This window comes from Streptomyces sp. NPDC021212 (genome assembly GCF_044332925.1).
GTDB lineage: Bacteria > Actinomycetota > Actinomycetes > Streptomycetales > Streptomycetaceae > Streptomyces.
In genome coordinates this window covers 142,995-160,499 of the sequence record NZ_JBIRPZ010000014.1, presented here as the reverse complement: position 1 = coordinate 160,499, position 17,505 = coordinate 142,995, and the positions used below count along the sequence as shown (strand labels likewise).

Below are 17,505 nucleotides of genomic sequence, written 5' to 3'. Positions count from 1 at the left end.
GCGGATCCCGGTGTACAGCACGAACTGGACGCCGCGGATCGGTGATCTTATGCAGCCACGGAGGAGAACTGCCTACCGGGCAGCCTTCCCGGGCGCAGCGCCTTACTCAGCTGATGTCTCGGCCGTCGGTGCCGAGGTGTTCGGCAACGTAGGAACGGATGTCGTCACGGACAGCGTCGGCGTCCCAGCGGGCATAGCGCAGCAGACGCTGCATCGGTCCGGGCCGGGCGTGACCGGCCTGTTCTGCGAACCGCCAGCAGTTCTTGCGTACGGCACCCGAAAGCAATCCGAGCAGATAGGCACGGGCGGTTGCCCAGGGGTCCACCCGCCCGAACCGTCCCGCGATCTGGGCCATGGCTTGGTCGAACATCGTCCGCCAGCGGGCAAGCTCTACGCTATGGCCTGCGGCCACCGCACGATCTTCAGGAGTCCACACAACCCCCGATGATCACGCGGTGGCCGTACCCGTTCCCAGCCGGGGCCGCGACAAGATCGCGAACGAGACTGGAATACTGGGGCCCGTCTGACAAATGATCACCGACGGGGTTCTCGCAGCCACAAGATCAGAGCTGCTATGACGTTCCCAGCCCGGTAGCGATCGGCGAGCTTGTCGAACCTCGTCGCGATCGCACGGAATTGCTTGAGACGGCGAAGCATCGTTCGACTACGTTGCGGGCGTGGTAGATGTTCCTGTCGAAGGCGGGTGGGCGACCGCCCTGGTCTCCACGACGTCGCCGGTTGGCCATCTGGTCGCGGCGTTCGGGGATCGTGGCAGCGATGCCCCGGCGCCGCGGCAAGTGGCGTATCGCCCAGCTGGAATACGCTTTGTCTCCCAGCACCCGTGCCGGTGTCGTGCGAGGTCGGTCCATCACAGCGCGCGGGATGCGGATGCTGTCGAGGACCTGGCCGAAAGCGGTAGCGTCGTTGATGTTGCCCGGCGTGAGCACAATCGACAGCGGAAGGCCACGGCCGTCGACGGCGAGGTGGACCTTGGTGGTCAGGCCTCCACGGGAGCGGCCGAGAGCCTGGCGCGTCTTCTGCCATGGCCCGTACCGTTCCGGGAGATCGCGCCAGGGAGCCCCGGTCCGCAGCCGCCACAGCACACCGTTGACCACCTGGCGGTGATCACGCCATGGACGGCCACGTCCGCCCCGCTTCGGCAACAGAGGTCCAATCCGCTCCCATGCCGCGTCCGTCAACTCGCCTCGCACTGACACGGAATCACCCTCGGACACGCCCGCAGGAGCTCGGCGCGGGCAGGAGCCCGCACAGGGCCTTCGGGTCGGATGTGGTGCGTTGGACGGTGCCGTCGGGGCGGACCAGCGCCGCTGCGGTGCGGCCCCGGCGGAGCCAACGGTGCAGAGCGGTGCCAGGCGAGGCGGTGACCAGCACACCGCCTCGGCCGTGGACCTCGGAGCGCAGCGCGGGGGTGACGGCTGCCGAGGTGACCAGCGCGTAGCGGCCCGCGGCCAGGTCGTCGAAGCGTCGGCCGTCCGGCAACGGGGCGTTGGGACACAGACGTCCCGCGAGGCCGAGCCCGAACCGTCCGCGGTCGACCAGGGCTGACCGGTGCAGGGCCGGGGTCCGGCTGTCGAGAATGCGGTTGCTCAGGCCGGGAAGCCGGTGCAGGCGGGGTGCGAGCATGCGGCGAAGGGCGCTGCCTGTGTCCCCGCCGCCGGTCATCGCGGTTCCGACCAGCTTGGCCAGGGTGATCATCGAGCGGGCGTGGGGCTTGCGTTCGGCCTCGTAGCTGTCCAGCACGTGTTCGGGGAGGTGGCCGTCGAGGACGGCGGCGAGCTTCCAGGTGAGGTTGGCGGCGTCACGCAGGCCCGCGCCCATGCCCTGGCCGATGAAGGGCGGCGTGAGGTGGGCGGCGTCGCCGAGCAGGAAGAGCCGCTGCTTGCGCCAGCGGTCGGCGATCTGGGCGCGGAAGGTGTACTCCGCCGTGCGCACGATCTCCAGTTGCTCCGCGGGGAGGTCGCCGGTCCAGGGCCGGACGAGGGGGTGCAGGCGGGTCATGTCGCGGTAGTCGTCGGCGCGTTCATCGGGAAGGAGCTGGAACTCCCAGCGGTAGCGGCGCTCGCCGATGCGCATGTAGGTGGCCGCACGCACGGGGTCGCAGACCTGGTGCACGCCTTCCCACTGGGCCAGGTCGGCGTCGGTGGCGAGGTCGACGACCAGCCAGCGTTGCGTGAAGGCCAGGTCCTGCATGGTGGAGCCGATCGTCGCGCGGGCCAGGCTGTTCGCGCCGTCGCAGCCGAGCACGTACCCGGCCGTCACGGTGCCGGCTTCGCCGGTGGTCCGGTCGGTGAGCCGGATTCGCACCGGGCCTCCGTCGGACTGCTCGATCGCGGTGACCTCCACGTTGCCGCGCAGGGTGACGGTCGGGTGCCGTTCGAGGCTGGCGCGCAGTAGCTCCTCCAGTTGGGGCTGGTCGAACATGTTGGCCTCGGGGTGGCCGTGGCGGCCGAGGTCGGCGCCGCGCCGGAACTCGGCCAGCACCCGCAGGTCGCGGTCCAGGAGCCGCAGGCCGTGGGCGGGGCGGGAGATCGCGGCGAACTTCTCGGCGACGCCGAGGCGGGCGAGCAGCCGGTAGATCTCGTCGTCCAGGTGGACCGCCCGCGGAAGTGGGTAGACCGATTCCCAGCGGTCCAGCACGAGGGTCTCGATGCCGTACTGGCCCAGCAGTGTCGCCGCGGCCAGCCCGGTGGGGCCGGCGCCGATGACGACGACCGGGATGGTGCGGGCGGTCATGACGTCACCGGTCCTGGCGTCGGCCGGGACCAGATCCAGCGCAGGGCGTACTGGTCGAGGACGGCGCTGATGGCCTCGCGGTCGCCGGTGCCGGGGGTGATGGACACGAGGACGGAGCCGTCCTCGATCGCCGCGTGGACGTGGGTGTCGGGGCCGTGGCCGGCCAGGGCCTCCGCGACGGCGAGTCGGGTGGCGTCGGCCCGCAGGGCGAGTTTGTAGGGCTTGCCGACATCGGTCACCGGCAGCGCGGTCAGGATGGTGACGGACTTCGGCGCGGCCGCGGCTTCCGGGACGTGCTCGGCGGCCCACTGGCGGAGTTCGTCCTCGCTCACGTCCGCTTCCGGTGCGAGGGTCGCGTACGCCACCGGGACCTCGCCCGCGTGCGGGTCCGGGCGTCCGACCGCGCCGGCGCCGGTGACGTGCGGGTGGGCGAGCAGCGCGTCCTCGATGACGGCCGGGTCGATGTTGTGGCCGCCGCGGATGATCAGGTCCTTGGCCCGGCCGGCCAGGCGGACGAACCCATCGGCGTCGAGCCGGGCCAGGTCGCCGGTGTCGAGCCAGCCGTCCACGAGCTTGCCGAGGCCATCGAGGACCGGACGGCCTCGGTCGTCGCGGCCGGTGACGTAGCCGGCGAACACGGTCGGGCCGCCGATCGCCAGCAGCCCGGTCTGCCCGGTGGGCAGCTCCGTCCACGAGTCCGGGTGGACGACCTTCACGCGCTGGTAGGGCATGCGCTGCCCGACAGCGCCGGGGCGCGGCGCGTCGGGGAAGCCGCGGACGCTGGCACAGGTGGCCTCGGTCAGGCCGTACCCCTCGACCAGCGTCACCTTGGTGCGGGCCTCGAACGCGGTGCGGACGGCGTCGGGCAGCGGAGACGCGCCGACCATGGCCTGCCGGAGGCTGCTGATGTCCGCCGCGCCGACCGGGCATTGGGCGAGCACCTGGTAGACGGTCGGTACCGCGCTCATGGCGGTGATGCCGTAGTGCTCGACGATCGACCAGAACTCCTTGTAGAGGGCCGGTTCGCGATAGCCGAGTGGTCCTGCCCACACCACCTGCTGGCCCTTGAACAGCGGCGCCAGCAGCGTGACGACCAGGGCGTTGACGTGGAACAGGGGCAGGGCGGCGAAGACGACGGCGTCGCCGTCGAGCATCGAGTTCGCGGCAATCATCCAGGCGTTGACGACCTCGCCCGCGTGGGTGTGCGCCGCGAGCTTCGGGGTGCCCGTCGTGCCACCGGTGTGGAAGAACGCCGCCAGGTCACCCGCCGCGGGCGCCTCGCCCGCGAAGCCGGACACGTCCTGTTCCAGGGACAGCTCCGCCAGTTCGCCGACCAGGACTCCGGCGAGTTTCGGCAGCGGCGCCGCAGGGGCCTGCGCGCCCGTGGGGCGCAGCACCAGGACCGCGTCCAGTGCGCCGGTCAGCTCGGGGACCTTCGCCCACACCTCCGGGGCCAGCTCGGGACCTGCGGTGATGAGGACCCGGGCACCGGAGCGCCGCAGCAGCTCGCGCAGGTGCGCCGGGCCGAGCGCGCCGTTGAGTGGTGCGGCGATCCCGGCGAGCTGCGCGGCCAACACGGCCGGTATGAGCTCTGCGCAGTTGGGTGCCATCAGTGCCACCGCGTCGCCGCGTCGCACCCCGAGACGGTGCAGCAGGTTCGCGTAGCGGTGCACCCGCTCCAGCAGCCCGGCGAAGGGCAGCCGTACCGGTTCGCGCCACCGGGCGGCCTCGGGCAGTACCGTGAGCGCGGTGCGGTCCGGCCACCTGCTCGCCGCGCGGACGAGCAGGTCGTACGTGGAGCCGGGCAGACCGCGTGCCTGGAGCGGGACGGCCTCGATGGAGGGCAGGTCGTCGGGGCCGCGATAGCGGGGCCACAGTAGGTCTTCGTTCATCGCGCGTACCGCACCGTCGTGCGCTGGCGGCCCAGGTCGAGGCTGCCGTCGTCGGTGGCGACGGCGGCCTCCACCAGGTCGCCGTCCCGCAGGTACTTGGGGTTCTTGGCCTGGGACTTGAAGAACAGGCGCCACTTGGTCGCGGCCGGCAGCAGCGAGCCCAGGATCTCAACCGGCTTGGGCGGCGCGCTGAGGGCGGTGCCGACGGGGGTGCCGGTGAGCAGCACGTCGCCGGGGTCCAGCCGTTGGAAGCCGGTGAGCGCCTGGAGGGCCTTGAGAGGCCGGTGGATCATGTCGGAGGCGGGCATGTCCTGCCGCAGTTCGCCGTTGACCCACAGGCGCAGACGCAGCTCGGCGAACCGGTCGAGGTCGCCTTCCTCCAGCAGCACCAGCGCCGGCCCGGTGGGGGTGAACGTGGGGTAGGACTTGGCCTCGTAGAACTGGGTCTTGGGCAGCTGCAGGTCCCGGGCGGAGACGTCGTTGGTGATGACGAGGGCGGCGACGTGATCGGCGAGGTTCGCGGCGGAGACCCGGGTGCCGACCGGGAGCGGTGCGCCGATGACGAGCCCGATCTCCACTTCGTAGTCGAGCAGCCGGACGTGGGCGGGCTTGACGATGTCCTCGTACGGGCCGCTGATCGACCCGGACGCCTTGCGGAAGAACGCGAGCGGGACGCTCTTCGGAGCAAGGCCCGCATCGGCCGCGTGCGAGGCGAAGTTCGCCATCTGGGCCACGACCCGGCATCCCGGGGTGACGGGGGAGAGCACCGCGAGGTCGGCGACCGGAAGACCGGCGGCGGTGCTGTGCACGGCGCTGGTGACGGCATCGCGGTCGGCCAGCAGTTCGGCGGTGGTGACGGCCGCGGTCCGGACGTGGACGGCGTGCTGATCACGGAGGGCGTACCAGCCGTCGGCGGTGCGCAGGACGTTGACGCTCATCGGTTCATCGCTTTCATCAGGCCCAGCAGGCGGCCGGGGTCGATCTCGTTGTCGGCGCGCAGTGCGCGCACGACCTCGCGGATCAGGGCGGGGGTCGGGCTGGCGCCGAGGAAGTCGCGGGTGGCGGGTGGGCCCCACTGGGCCAGGCCGCTCGCGGACATCGGGGCCCAGCCGGGTTCCAGGTCGCAGTCGAACAGGTCGCCGTCGGCGAAGTGCTCGACCATCAGCTTGTCCGGGTCACGCCAGTAGTCGAAGAGCTGGCTTCCCTGGATGTGCCGACCGATGCCCCAGCTGCGCTTGTATCCGCGCTCGGCGAGGTACTGCCCGCCGGCGGCGATCGCGTCGAGGTCGGTGACCTGGTAGGCGGAGTGGACATAGCCCGTGCGGGGGCCCAGGTGCATCGCGAGAGTGTGGTGGTCGACCGGGGTGCTGCCCTGGTCGCAGCGGATGAACGCCATCGTGGGCCCCCGGTCGCGCCGGCCGTCCAGGAACAGGAAGTCGCTGACGATCAGGCCGAGGGTGTCCAGGTACCAGTCCAGGGCCCGGGTGAACCTCGGCGTCTCCAGGACCACGTGCCCCAGCCGTTGGATCCGGGCGGGTTCGCGGGGCGGGCGCTGGGTGGCGTTGGTCCGGGCCCGGCGGCCGCCGAAGTTGAGCGAGAGCGGGGACTGTTCGGGCAGGGCCGGGAGCTGCTCGGTGCCGTGGACGACGCGGACCGGGAAGCCGGACGGGTCGGTCAGGTCCACGACCCGCCCACCGCCGAACTCCTCGAGCTCGCGAACCGGATGGCCGGTGGCGCGGGCCAGGCGGTCCAGGTCCGCGCGCTCGGCGGCGCGGAACGCCGGGCCCAGGAACCGCGAGGTGCGGCCGTGGCGCACGACGACGCACGCCGAGCCGGGCAGGGTGCCGCGCAGATACAGCGCCCGGCCGTTGCGCGCGGCGACGGCGAAGCCGAAGTCGCGGGCGAACACCTCGGCGCGGACCAGATCGGGTTTCTCGAACTCCAGCCATGCCAGGTCCGCCACTTTGATCACGGGCTGCCGTGCGCGCCCGGGATGCTCACCGCGCAGCGGCCCGTGCTCGCTGTGCAGGTCCTGGTGGGCGGTGGTGGGTCCGGGCGGGCGGGCTCGATCGTCCGACATAGGGGCTCCGTCAGTGGTGGCTCGAACGGACACGCTTCTGATGAGAAGCTCTGAATTGATAGAAGCATCAGACTTGGCGGAGCAATCGTCAAGCGCCTAGTGATGGAATCATCAGATCTGAATGCATCTAGACTGGTGGCATGCCGAACAAGCTCGACACCCCTGACAGCCCCGCGAGTGCGAACCGCTTCGAGCGCCGTCGGGCGCGCACCCGCCGGGCGCTGATCGGCGCCGCGCGGCAGATCCTGGCCGAGACCGGCGAGACCCAGGCCAGCATCCAGGAGATCGCCGCCCGCGCCGATGTCGGCTTCGGCACGTTCTACAACCACTTCGAGACCAAGAACGACCTGTTCGACGCCGCGGTCGGTGACGCCCTGGAGGAGTACGGGCAGCTGCTCGACAGCGTCACCGAGGACATCGACGACCCGGCTGCGGTCTTCGCCGCCAGCGTCCGCCTCACGCTGCGGCTGGCGGCCTCACATCCCGAGATCACCCAGATCCTGCGCCTGCGCGGCCTGCCGCACATCAACGCCGCCACCGGGCTCGGCCCGCGCGCCCTGCGCGACCTGGAGGTCGGCAAGGCATCTGGCCGCTTCACCTTCGAAGACCCGATCGTGGCCCTGTCGGCGGTCGGCGGCGCGCTGATCGGTCTGATCCAGCTCAATTCGGCGCGCGATCTCGACGCCGCGGCCGGTGAGCAGATGGCCGAGATGATCCTGCGCATGCTCGGACTCCCGGCGAACGAGGCCCACGAGATCTCCACCCGCCCGCTGCCTGAACTGCCCTGACCTCGGCGGGCCCCGCCGGCCGCACGCCCGTCCAGGCCCCCGCACCGATTCCCGGCGCGGGGGCCTGCCACACTCCCGGTCGCATGGGACGCACCGGTGACCTCCGGCTGATTGAAAACTCGTAATTGATGATGCCATCAGTTACGGTGAAGCGGGACCGCACGGAACGCAGGCGTTCCCCGGCGCCCGAAACGGTGACAGCGGACGACGGGGCACGCCCGGTCACGCTCGAATCCATCGGCATTGCTGCTCTCAACGTGATCAAGGTTCGCCGCTCCGTCACCCTGATCCAAGGGACGTACCCCATGACGACGACTCCCCGCCCTTCCCTTCAGCCGTCCGAAGAAGCCGCCGCAGGCCGGGCCGGCCACCGCGGCGTCCTGTTTTCCATGTGCCTGGCCCTCGTCCTGGTGGTCGCCTCCGTCTCGGCCCTCAACCTGGCCCTGCCCGACCTCGCCGTGGACCTGTCCGCCACCAACGCATCACTCACCTGGATCGCCGACGCCTACACCGTCGCGCTGGCCGCGCTGGTCCTGCCGCTCGGCGCGATCGGCGACCGCATCGGCCGACGCCACGTCCTGGTCGCCGGGGCCGTCGTCTTCGGCGCCGCCTCCTTCGCCGCCTCCCTCGCCGACACCACCGCCCACCTGATCGTGTGGCGGGTCGTCATGGGCATCGGCGCGGCCATGATCATGCCCGGCACCCTCTCCACGATCACCGCCGCCTTCCCGGCCGAGCAGCGAGCCAAGGGCGTCGCGGTGTGGTCCGGCTTCGCGGCGGCCGGCGCCATCATCGGCATGCTCGCCGCAGGCGCCCTGCTGGAGCAGTTCTCCTGGCGCTCCATCTTCGTCGCCAGTGCCGCAACCGCCCTGGTCGCGGGGGCTGCCGCGGCAGCACTGGCCCCCAACACCAAGGACCCCCATCCCCACCGACCCGACGTCATCGGCGCAACCTGCACCGCCCTCGCCATCGGCTGCCTGGTGTTCGCCATCGTCGAGGGCAACGAACAGGGCTGGACAGAACCCGCCGTCATCGCCGCCCTGGCCGTCACCGTCGCCGGCTTCGCCGCCTACGCCTTCTTCGGGCTGCGCAACGACCAACCGCTCCTCGACCCGCACCTGTTCGGCATCCCCGGCTTCCGCGCCGGCGCCGTCACCGTACTGGTGCAGTTCATGGCCGTCTTCGGGTTCTTCTTCGTCGGCCTGCAGTACCTCCAGCTCATTCTCGGATACAGCCCCCTGAAAGCCGCCGTCGCCCTCGTCCCCGTCGCCGTCGTCGTCCTGCCCACCTCCCACATCACCCCCCACCTCGTCACCCGGCTCGGCATGGAAGCCGTGATGGTCGTCGGCCTGACCCTGCTCAGCGGCGGTCTCTTCGCGATCTCCCGGGTCCACGCCGGCTCCGGCTACCTGCCCTTCCTCGGCGGGCTGGTCCTGTGCGGCCTCGGCATCGGACTGACCGGAGCCGCGGGAACCGCAGCCATCACCGGCTCCCTCGGCCGCGGTCAGCAAGGCGTGGCCTCCGCGATGAACGACACCACCCGCGAAGTCGGCTCCGCCGTCGGCATCGCCCTCATGGGCTCCGTCTACGGCAGCCACTACCGCGACGCCCTGCCCTCCAGCATCGACCAGCTCCCGCCCCAGGCAGCCGAGTCCGTCCACGACTCCGCGGCCGCCGGTCTGCAGGTGGCTGAACAAGCCGGCTCCCAGGGTCCCGCCCTGACGCAGGCCGTCAAGGACGCTTTCATCAGCGGTCTGTCAGCTTCCCTCCTCGTCGTCGCCGTCATCGTGCTCGCCGCAGCCATCGGGTGCCTCTTCCGCGCCCCCCGCCAAGCCCCCCGCGCCGATTCCTGAACCCCGAGCACGGGCCCGCCCCAGGAACCGCCGACCCCCGACCGGGGCTCCGAGGCATGAACTCCCTGAACGGCACGGGCTGTGCGAGCCCCTCTCCAAGCGAACGTCTACCGCAAACGCTCGAACGGTGCTCCGCCACCTCAAGCAGCTCCGAACTGGCACAACCCAGTCGACTGCTCACCGATCGCTACCACGCCGGAGTCGTTCTGGCTCGATGCTGTTCTGGCTCCGCGAACCCACACGGTGATCGTTTGTCAGACAAGCCCTAGCCCGCATTGATGTGTGTGGGGGTGAAGGTGACGGGGAGGCTGGATGGGGCTCGGCACCACAGGGAGTCAACCCACTCGAGCTCCTCGGGCTCGACCGCCAGGGTCAGATCCGGAACCCGGTCGAGCAGCACCTCGATCGCCGTCTCCGCCATGGTCTTGGCCAGGTCGGACGCGCCCGCCGGGCATCCGTAGTCGCCGCCGGTAAAGGACAGGTACGCGTTGTTCCCGGCGAAGCCCGCCGTGGTGTCGGCCCACAGCAGCGGGTCCGTGTTCGCGGCGGCGAGGCTGAGGACGAGGAGGTCACCGGTGCGGATGCGCTGGCCTCCGAGTATGGTGTCCCGAGTGGCGAAGCGCCCGATGATGTTCGGGACGGGGGATTCCGCCCACAGCACCTCGGTCATGGCCTCGCCGATACTCCTTCGGCCGCCCGCGAGGGTCACGGCGAACCGGGCGTCGGTGAGCATCAGCCGGACGGTGGTGCCGATCCAGTACGACGTGGCAGGGAAGCCCGAGACCATCATCACCATGATGTCTCCGACCAACTGCTCGTCGGTGAGGTCCGGGGCGCTCTGGATGAACCGGGAGGTGACGTCCAGGCCCGGCGCTTCACGCTTGGCCGTCACCAGCCGCCCCACTATCTCGGCGGCCCGCTGCTGGGCCGGGATGGGGTCCTCGTTGGAGTCAAGGCTTGCCGTCAGAGCCCACGCCAGGTCGTCGAGCTGGTCCTCGGGCACGCCGAACATCATGCCAACGGCGAAGGCGGGCAGCGAGTAGACGTAGTCGGCCACCAGGTCCGCCTTGCCGCTGCCGACGAACTGGTCGATCAGAGCGTCGGCGAAGCGCTCGCAGTGCGCACGCAGTTCGAAGGGATCGACGATGGAGAGAGCCTCGCTGACGGTCGCCGAGCGCCGCCGGTGCTCGTCCCCTTCAGTGCAATGGATCATGGGGCTGTAGGCGACCCAGGGCATCAGGGACCAGTCGGGCGGAACCTCGTCCCAGCGGTTCCAGCGGCGGGGGTCACGGCCGTAGGTCTGGGTGTCGCCGAGGATCTGGCGCGTCTCGCGGTAGCCGAGGACGAGCCACGCGGGTATGTCGGCCTCGAGCAGCACCGGGGCGACCTGCCCGTGGTCGCGCCTCATCCGCTGGTAGCTCTCGGTCGGATCCCGCAGAAACCGCGACCCGTACAACGGCGAGGCGCCGCCGTGGGCGGGGCAGCCGGGAGGCGGCGCCACCGGGCCCGTGCCGTCAGGCGTGTCCTGAGGGTCCGGAATATCCTGCGGGTCCTGGAGATTGGTCACGAGGTCTTCCTGGGAACGGTGGATCAGCACGGCCGCTGGTATGGCGAGGGGCACAGGCTAACCGTGGGACCCGATCGGACCAACCGTCAGGGTGCCAACGGCCGCACATCTAAGCAGGTTGCTCCCTCGGCGCGCGGGCAAGCGCCGTCGCCGCCGCCACGCGAGGGGCGCTGTTCTCGGGGCAGCGGAGAGTGTGACGGTGTGCGCCAGAAGTGCCAAGTAGCAGCTCCGAGGCGCGGCCTTGCACCATGGCCGGAGAACGCCCAGCAGCGGCCCGGGCAGTGCTTCGCAGCAGCCGACGAATGGGCAGAGGACCTACTGCGAAGAAAAAGTCGTCGCTGCGCGTCACGCTGCGTATCGGTACTCGCTGATGAGGCCGCCGAGGATGCGGGTTCGCAGCAGTCGGTGAGCGCCGGTGTCCGTTGCAGCAGGCTGATTCTGGGCATCGGGTGGCAGTTGGGTGCGGGCCTGGTAGGGCCGGTGCTCGTGGCGCGCTCTTGACCACGTCCAGTTCCTCGGCTTTGAAGACGGCGTTGGCGTGCCGACCCGGCCCCCTGCACGTCGTCGTCATTGCGTTCCACCTGGATTGGGCTGGTCCGGCTCTGGTCCGATGCCCAGCGGGCGGCGCCCCGGCAGCTGTGTCGGGAGCTGTTCCTCGTCGGACGGAGCGGGCGGCTCCGCGGTGGCCCGCTCCGCAGCCATGCGGGCGCGCTCGGGGCGGTCGATTGCCGACGGCTGCGGCGCGTCGGGCCGGGGACCGGTGCCCAGAGGACGGCGGGGGGTGCTCACTTTTCAACCCCCCCCATACGCCGCGGTTGCGGAGGTCGCCCAGGCGCGGCAGCCGGATGGCTGGCAGTTCGGCGTCCAGGTCGGCCTCAGCAGCACCCTTCCGGTGCGGGGAGGTCGTAGCGGGTGCCGGGATCGGTGCCGGGGACCGGGCCCGAGCGCACGACGAGCGACTGTCACGTTGATGATCCTACGGCGGGTTCGGGGCCGCGTCCTTCAGACGGAATGATGGTCCCGGACCATTCCCCCTCCCAGCCGCTCGTACCGGCGGCCTCCGCGGCATGCTTCGAAGCCAGAGCCGTAGAGCAACCTCGGGGGAGCGTCCCGGCCAGGATCTCGGCTGGGGCGCAGCCGGTGGTGGTGCTTCTCGTGCAGCCGGGACTGGTTCAGGGGTAAGCGGTGAGCCCCTCGACTGGCGCGCGCAGCTGCAGCACAGTGTCCTCGCCGACATCAGCGTGCGCCTGGTCGAAGGCCTCGGAGGCCGGAGCGAGGACATGAGCAGGCGGCCGGACCGTACGGCGGCTGGCACCTCACGCAGCGCGGTACGGAAGAACAACGAGTCCCACGCGCCTCGGGCCAGGTCCTCGGCGAACTGGCGTTCCTTCGACGCGGAGACTCACGTTCCGGCCTGGTACGCCTCCAGCAACGCGGCCGCGTCGCGGCGCAGCGCCTCGGCAAGTGCGGGCATCGTCACGCACTGCCCAACGAACCGGTGCAGCGCACGGCACGGCGCCGGCGCGGACCGCGGCGGGATCACCTAAGGGAGCCGGTCGGTCCAGCGCGGCGGCGCCCCGCGGCGCAGGGGCCAGGGAGTCACCACTGCTCTACCGCCCACCTCCCGCATGCGGCTTGCGCATGCCTGATCCCAAGGGGAATTCCCGTGTCCACGTTCGTTCTTCTGGTTGTTCTGCTGCTGTTTCTGGTCGGCCTGCTGGTTGTCGGCGGTCGCGCCTACGCGGTGTACCGCCGCCTGGTACTCACCCAGCCGCTGATGGTCGCGATGGCCGCTGCGACGGTGCTGGTCGCTATGGTCACCCCCGTGGTCGCTGTCGGCGCCCCGTGACCCGGGCCGCTCGTGCGTGGCCGGGCGAGGGCCACGTACAAGGAGCCCAGATGCCTCGGGGCTGGCTGAGGCCGAAAGCCCGTAGCCAGCGCCGCCTTCGGTGCTGGCTTCCGCGTCATTCCGGCGGCATCCGGTTATCGCCCGTGCCGCGGTGGCCGACGCTGGGCGCGGTGTCCATGCACGCCGGGCCGTCTGGCGGTCAGCAGAGGAGAGCCCGGTCGGGTCGGCAGACATCGCACGGAATCTGCGCGATGTCATCAGCTTCGACGCTGATCGGGGTGGGCGCACCGATGGCCTTGGTGGTGCCGTCAGGGCCTTGGTGCCGAGCGGGGAGGAGGGCGTCGCACTCGTACCACCAGCGGCCGTCCGCGGTGCGGGCGCGGCTGACGACCACGACGCCCCGCTGCCGGCCGCCCGCGAGCGTGGCCCCGGCCCACGGCCCGGCCTTGACTCGCCACGCCTCCTTCGCGTCCACGAGGCGCATCCCCTCCGGCGTTGGCCCAGGGCTGGAGCCGTGGAGGGTCTCGTGGCTCGTGTCCCATGACGACGCCGTGACCTGCGGCTTCTCGCGGTGCCTCACGCAGGGTCCAGCCGTTCAGTCTCACGTCGTGTCCAAATCCTCGGGACGCCCCGAAGCCGCAACCTGCTGACCTGCGGAGTCTCGCCAGAGGTGCCGGTCGGCGCGGTCACCCGTCCCCTCACCCGCCAGCTGGGCGGCGACAGCACCCTGGTGCAGGTGCAGCGCCCTGGCTGGTGACGGGCGAGCGCGAGCTGGGACAACTGAAACAAGACGACGTCGAGCTGAACGCGCGTCGCGGAGGAATGCGGCCGTGGGGCCGCATGTTGGCGTATGGGCGGCCGCCGGCGACCGCTGACAGAGAACCGCCCCGGATGCGATACGGGTACGCGCGCACCCAGGCGTGCGACGGAAGGAGACTGCCGTGTGGCACAGCGAAGAGCTCGACCTCGACGCCTATCTGGCACACATCGGGTACGACGGCGACCGCACACCGACCCTGGGCACCCTCCGCACCCTGCAGCGGGCGCACGTCCTCTCCATTGGCTGGGAGAACCTCGACGCCTTCTTGCACGGCCACGTGGCGCTGGACCTGGCAACCATCCAGGACAAGCTGTTGCGCCGGGGGCGCGGCGGCTACTGCTATGAGCACGTGACCCTATTCGCCGCCGCCCTGGAGGCACTGGGCTATCGCTTCACCGCCGTCTCCGGCCGGGTACGGATGGGCTCCGACAAGATCCTTCCGGCCACGCACGCCATGCTCATCGTCGAGCTGGAGGGGCGCCGCTGGCTGTGCGACGTGGGTTTTGGGGCGAGCCTGTTCGAGCCGATCGAGCTGGCGGACGGCGCCACACTCACCACCGGCGCGTGGGAATACCGCGTGCAACATGAGGAGATCACCCCCGGCGCCGACGGATGGGCCGTGTACCAGCGGAGCGGTGACAGCCCCGACGGGTGGCTGAGCCGGCACGCGACGACCCTTGACCCGCAGTACCCGATCGACTTCGCCGTCGGAAACCACTTCGTCGACTCCAACGGCCGCTCCCCGTTCGTCACCCGTCCGTTCATCCAGCGGATCCTCCCCGACCGGCTGCACATTCTCGACGGGCTGACCTGGACCACACAGTTGGCGGACGTCAGCATCCCACCCGAGACCCAGACGGTGCGCGCCGAAGAGGTGCGCAAGCTGCTGGACGACGCCTTCGGCGTCGTGATCAGCGACGAGGACGCCGCCCTGCTGGAGACCAAGCTGACGGACCTGCCGGCGAACGGCGCCTGACTGCACAAGTTCCCGAACCGCTGGTGCCGGCGCAGGGCACCCAGGTTCTGACGCAACACGGGCGGTGACCCAGTCGCCGATGTAGCGGCAGTGCACCGCCTCTCCGGCATCCACTCGGTGGGGTCCCGGTCGCTCTTCTGCCGGTTCGCGCGCTTGGTGACCGCCACCGGGCGGCGCGGCACGGATAGCCGCAGGCCCGGCGTCTGCGGGATGGAACGCTGCTCTGCGGGTGTGGTTTCGCTCCTGTTCAGGGGCCGAAAGCTCTGAGGGTCGCGTCGACAAGTGAGTCGGCGTATGCGGCGGTCAGCGGACCGCTGCGGTGCAGCCACCGCTGGAAGAGGGGGGCGTAGAGCACTTCGAGGACCAGGTCGAGGTCGGCGTCGGCGTCGAGCTGGCCGACTTCCTGGGCGCTGCGCAAACGTGCTTTCTTCGCTTCTTCCAGCGGCTGAGCCAGCTTCTCGCGGTACTCGGCCGCCAGCGTGGCATCGTTGGCGATCTCGGTGTTGAGGGCCCGGATCAGCCTGTCGAAGGATGGGTCGGCGAACTCCTCCGCCGTGGCACGCATGACAAGCTTGAGGTCTGCCCGAAGGTCGCCCGTGTCCGGCAGCGCGACCGAGTGCCCGCCCGCACCCTCACTCAGAGCCAGAAGGGCGGCGAAGACGACCGCGCTCTTCGACGGCCACCGCCGATAGATCGTTTGCTTGCCGACGCCGGCCCGGGCAGCGATGGCTTCGACAGTGACCTTCTCGTACGCCTGCTCTGCGACCAGGGCGCGGGTAGCCGCGAAGATTGCCTGCCGCGACCGTTCCTTGCGCCGGGAGTGGTCCGGGCCCTTCTCGTTGGACATGTGCCCAGCCTACCCCTGAGCGAAACGAGACGGACCGTATTGCTGAATCCCGAGTGATGCCCTAGGCTCAAAACGAATCGAGACGAACCGTTTTCTTTACTGAGAGTGAGGCGCCGTGGCGAATGCAAGAGTCTGGCTCATCACCGGTGCATCCCGCGGCCTGGGCAGAGCTTTCGCCGAGGCCGCCTTGGCGGGCGGCGACCGAGTAGTGGCCGCCGCCCGCAACGTCGGGCCCCTGGAGGAACTGACCGAGAAGTACCCCGGCCACCTGGTCCCGCTTTCGCTGGATGTCGCCGACCGGCAGGGCGTATTCGACGGGGTGGAGCGGGCGGCAGCTGCGTTCGGCAGACTGGACGTTGTCGTCAACAACGCAGGCGGAATGCTCTACGGCATGGTGGAGGAAGCCACGGGAGAACAGATCCGAGCGCATATGGATGTGAACTTCTTCGGCGCTGTGTGGGTGGCTCAGGCGGTCCTTCCTCGCTTACGCGCCCAAGGCGGGGGACAGCTCCTCCAGGTCACCTCGATGGGCAGCGGCGGCGGCATGGCCACCGTCGGCTTCTACGGCGCGGGCAAGGCCGCGCTGGACTCGCTCAGCGAGGCCCTTGCGATGGAGGTCGAAGGGTTCGGGGTCAAGGTCACCAACGTGCAGATGGGCGGCTACAACACCGGCCTGTTCACCACCGGCACCACGACCACCGAACCCCTGGCGCAGTATCAGCCCCTGCGCACCGAGATGGAGGCGATGTGGGGCGATGCCGTCGGGCCGGAACCGGAAACCGCTGCCCCGGTGATCATGGAGCTGGCCGCACTGCCGGACCCGCCCCGACGGCTGATAGTCGGCAGCCAGTCCTTTGACCACGTCTTGGAGATGGGCCAGGCCCGAGCGGATCTGTACCGGTCCTGGGAGCACCTTAGCCGTATTGCCCCTGGCTGACCGGGTTGGCACGACCGTCCCGCGCGCTCGCCCAGCGGTCAAGAGCCTCTGCCGGGCCGCCACCGCTCTCCGGCATCGTCCGCATGTCTGATCTTGCAACCGATGAGTTGATTGGCCTGCAGAAGCCCGCAGATGTGGAGTACCAGGGACTATCCGGGCTTGATGGTGAGGAGCACCGGGCGCGGTGGGAGCAGTGGCGTGGCTCAGCTGAGCGTGTGCAGGCGGCGGTGACGGAGCACGCCTCCTCGGCGGGGCTCAACCGCTATGAGGTGGAGCATGCGGTGAAGAAGGCGGCATGGCATCAGAATCCGGAAGGGCCGGTCGGGGGTAGCGGCGCAGGGTCTTCTGGAGTGTCATTCCTCTGCGTAGTTACGACACCGACATCCTCACTCGGCTCTGCCGCCTCACCGGCAAGCCTGCCCGCCGGGCCGAACTGCCCCCCCGTCCCGACCGGGCCGGCTGGCCCTGGCCGCTCTCCTCACCACCAGTCCGCTCAGGTCATCGGATGAGGTGGACGGTGACCTGTGTTTCGGTGTTGTTGGTGTTGACGGCGTGGATGTAGCCGTGGGCTGTGCGGTACCGTCCCGTCCCTCCGGTGATTGCCAGGGTGATGTCACCGGGGCCGGCACTGGTGATGGTGAATACTCCCTGCACCGTGATCTGGCCCTTGGTCAGCGACAGAGTGAGCTGGCACTGCAGGTCGCTGGTATCCATGGGTCCGGTGCGGGTAATGGTGCAGACCTCGTCGAATCGGCCCACCGTGGTGGTGGAGCGAAAGAGGTCCCCGGTGACGATGAGCTCGTCGCCCTGGCTGTTTCCAGGAGGCGCCACATCGACGAAGTTGGTCTGAGTCGGTCTCGCTGTCAGGTTGAAGACTTCCTCCTGTCCATGGAGGGGTCCAGGTGTGCCGGGAGTTGGTGTGGCGGCTGATGCCAGGGGTGAGCAGTAGAGGGCGGTGGCCAGGGCGGTGAGCGTGCCTAGACCAAGCCGTTTGACGTGGCGCATGGTGCGTCTCCTATGAGCAGTAATGGGGGGCAGGTGACGGTGTGTCGGCTGAGGTGCCGCTTCCCAGGGGCAGCTTCCGGTGGATGGTGCTGCCGCGGCCACCTGAACCGGGCATCTAGGTGAGCGCTGGGCGGCGG

Annotated in this window: 14 protein-coding genes and 1 pseudogene; 5 read left to right on the top strand and 10 right to left on the bottom strand. The window is 70.1% G+C overall.

Annotated elements, in window-relative coordinates:
- Window positions 1-106: 106 nt before the first annotated feature.
- The 6 genes and pseudogenes from ACH4SI_RS32780 to ACH4SI_RS32755 form a co-directional block, all read right to left on the bottom strand.
- Window positions 107-412 carry a hypothetical protein gene (locus tag ACH4SI_RS32780; RefSeq protein WP_398302130.1) on the bottom strand — a complete coding sequence of 102 codons (306 nt, stop codon included), beginning with the start codon at window positions 410-412 and terminating at the stop codon, window positions 107-109.
- A gap of 122 nt (window positions 413-534) precedes the next feature.
- Window positions 535-1,217: pseudogene (locus tag ACH4SI_RS32775) on the bottom strand (IS5 family transposase).
- Between the two features lie 4 nt (window positions 1,218-1,221).
- Entirely contained in the window at window positions 1,222-2,754 is a 1,533-nt protein-coding gene (locus ACH4SI_RS32770) for a bifunctional 3-(3-hydroxy-phenyl)propionate/3-hydroxycinnamic acid hydroxylase (RefSeq protein ID WP_398302128.1), read from the bottom strand.
- Complete coding sequence (locus ACH4SI_RS32765) at window positions 2,751-4,646, bottom strand: acyl-CoA synthetase (RefSeq protein ID WP_398302126.1); 1,896 nt, start codon at window positions 4,644-4,646, stop codon at window positions 2,751-2,753. Before ACH4SI_RS32765 ends, ACH4SI_RS32770 begins: the two co-directional genes overlap by 4 nt.
- Window positions 4,643-5,584: a fumarylacetoacetate hydrolase family protein gene (locus ACH4SI_RS32760; RefSeq protein ID WP_398302124.1), complete on the bottom strand. Its 942-nt coding sequence runs from the start codon at window positions 5,582-5,584 to the stop codon at window positions 4,643-4,645. The genes ACH4SI_RS32765 and ACH4SI_RS32760 overlap by 4 nt, the downstream gene beginning before the upstream one ends.
- Window positions 5,581-6,726 carry a VOC family protein gene (locus ACH4SI_RS32755; RefSeq protein ID WP_398302122.1) on the bottom strand — a complete coding sequence of 382 codons (1,146 nt, stop codon included), beginning with the start codon at window positions 6,724-6,726 and terminating at the stop codon, window positions 5,581-5,583. The genes ACH4SI_RS32760 and ACH4SI_RS32755 overlap by 4 nt, the downstream gene beginning before the upstream one ends.
- Before the next feature lie 140 nt (window positions 6,727-6,866).
- Between ACH4SI_RS32755 and ACH4SI_RS32750 the strand changes: the two genes are divergently transcribed.
- Window positions 6,867-7,514 carry a TetR/AcrR family transcriptional regulator gene (locus ACH4SI_RS32750; protein WP_398302120.1) on the top strand — a complete coding sequence of 216 codons (648 nt, stop codon included), beginning with the start codon at window positions 6,867-6,869 and terminating at the stop codon, window positions 7,512-7,514.
- 305 nt (window positions 7,515-7,819) lie between these two features.
- Entirely contained in the window at window positions 7,820-9,367 is a 1,548-nt protein-coding gene (locus ACH4SI_RS32745) for an MFS transporter (protein ID WP_398302118.1), read from the top strand.
- 265 nt (window positions 9,368-9,632) lie between these two features.
- On the opposite strand, the gene ACH4SI_RS32740 is transcribed toward ACH4SI_RS32745, so the two are convergent.
- Window positions 9,633-10,934 (bottom strand): cytochrome P450, encoded by a 1,302-nt coding sequence (locus ACH4SI_RS32740; RefSeq protein ID WP_398302116.1) that lies wholly within the window; start codon window positions 10,932-10,934, stop codon window positions 9,633-9,635.
- Window positions 10,935-12,600: 1,666 nt separating this feature from the next.
- Between ACH4SI_RS32740 and ACH4SI_RS32735 the strand changes: the two genes are divergently transcribed.
- Window positions 12,601-12,783, top strand: a complete 183-nt coding sequence (locus tag ACH4SI_RS32735; protein ID WP_398302114.1) for a hypothetical protein — start codon at window positions 12,601-12,603, stop codon at window positions 12,781-12,783.
- A gap of 199 nt (window positions 12,784-12,982) precedes the next feature.
- Here ACH4SI_RS32735 and ACH4SI_RS32730 read toward each other — a convergent pair whose 3' ends face one another.
- Complete coding sequence (locus ACH4SI_RS32730) at window positions 12,983-13,363, bottom strand: hypothetical protein (protein WP_398302112.1); 381 nt, start codon at window positions 13,361-13,363, stop codon at window positions 12,983-12,985.
- A 361-nt stretch (window positions 13,364-13,724) separates the two neighbouring features.
- On the opposite strand from ACH4SI_RS32730, the gene ACH4SI_RS32725 reads away from it, so the two are divergent.
- Window positions 13,725-14,579, top strand: coding sequence for an arylamine N-acetyltransferase (locus ACH4SI_RS32725; protein WP_398302110.1), 855 nt, complete (start codon window positions 13,725-13,727; stop codon window positions 14,577-14,579).
- A gap of 247 nt (window positions 14,580-14,826) precedes the next feature.
- Here the strand turns inward: ACH4SI_RS32725 and ACH4SI_RS32720 are convergent, their stop codons facing one another.
- The gene (locus ACH4SI_RS32720; RefSeq protein WP_398302108.1) at window positions 14,827-15,426 is read right to left on the bottom strand and encodes a TetR/AcrR family transcriptional regulator; all 600 of its coding nucleotides are present in this window, start codon (window positions 15,424-15,426) and stop codon (window positions 14,827-14,829) included.
- Window positions 15,427-15,541: 115 nt separating this feature from the next.
- Between ACH4SI_RS32720 and ACH4SI_RS32715 the strand changes: the two genes are divergently transcribed.
- On the top strand, window positions 15,542-16,363 hold the full coding sequence (locus ACH4SI_RS32715) for an SDR family NAD(P)-dependent oxidoreductase (protein WP_398302106.1): 822 nt from the start codon (window positions 15,542-15,544) through the stop codon (window positions 16,361-16,363).
- Between the two features lie 498 nt (window positions 16,364-16,861).
- Here the strand turns inward: ACH4SI_RS32715 and ACH4SI_RS32710 are convergent, their stop codons facing one another.
- A complete protein-coding gene (locus tag ACH4SI_RS32710; RefSeq protein ID WP_398302299.1) occupies window positions 16,862-17,368 on the bottom strand; it encodes a hypothetical protein in 507 nt (168 codons plus the stop codon).
- Window positions 17,369-17,505: the final 137 nt, after the last annotated feature.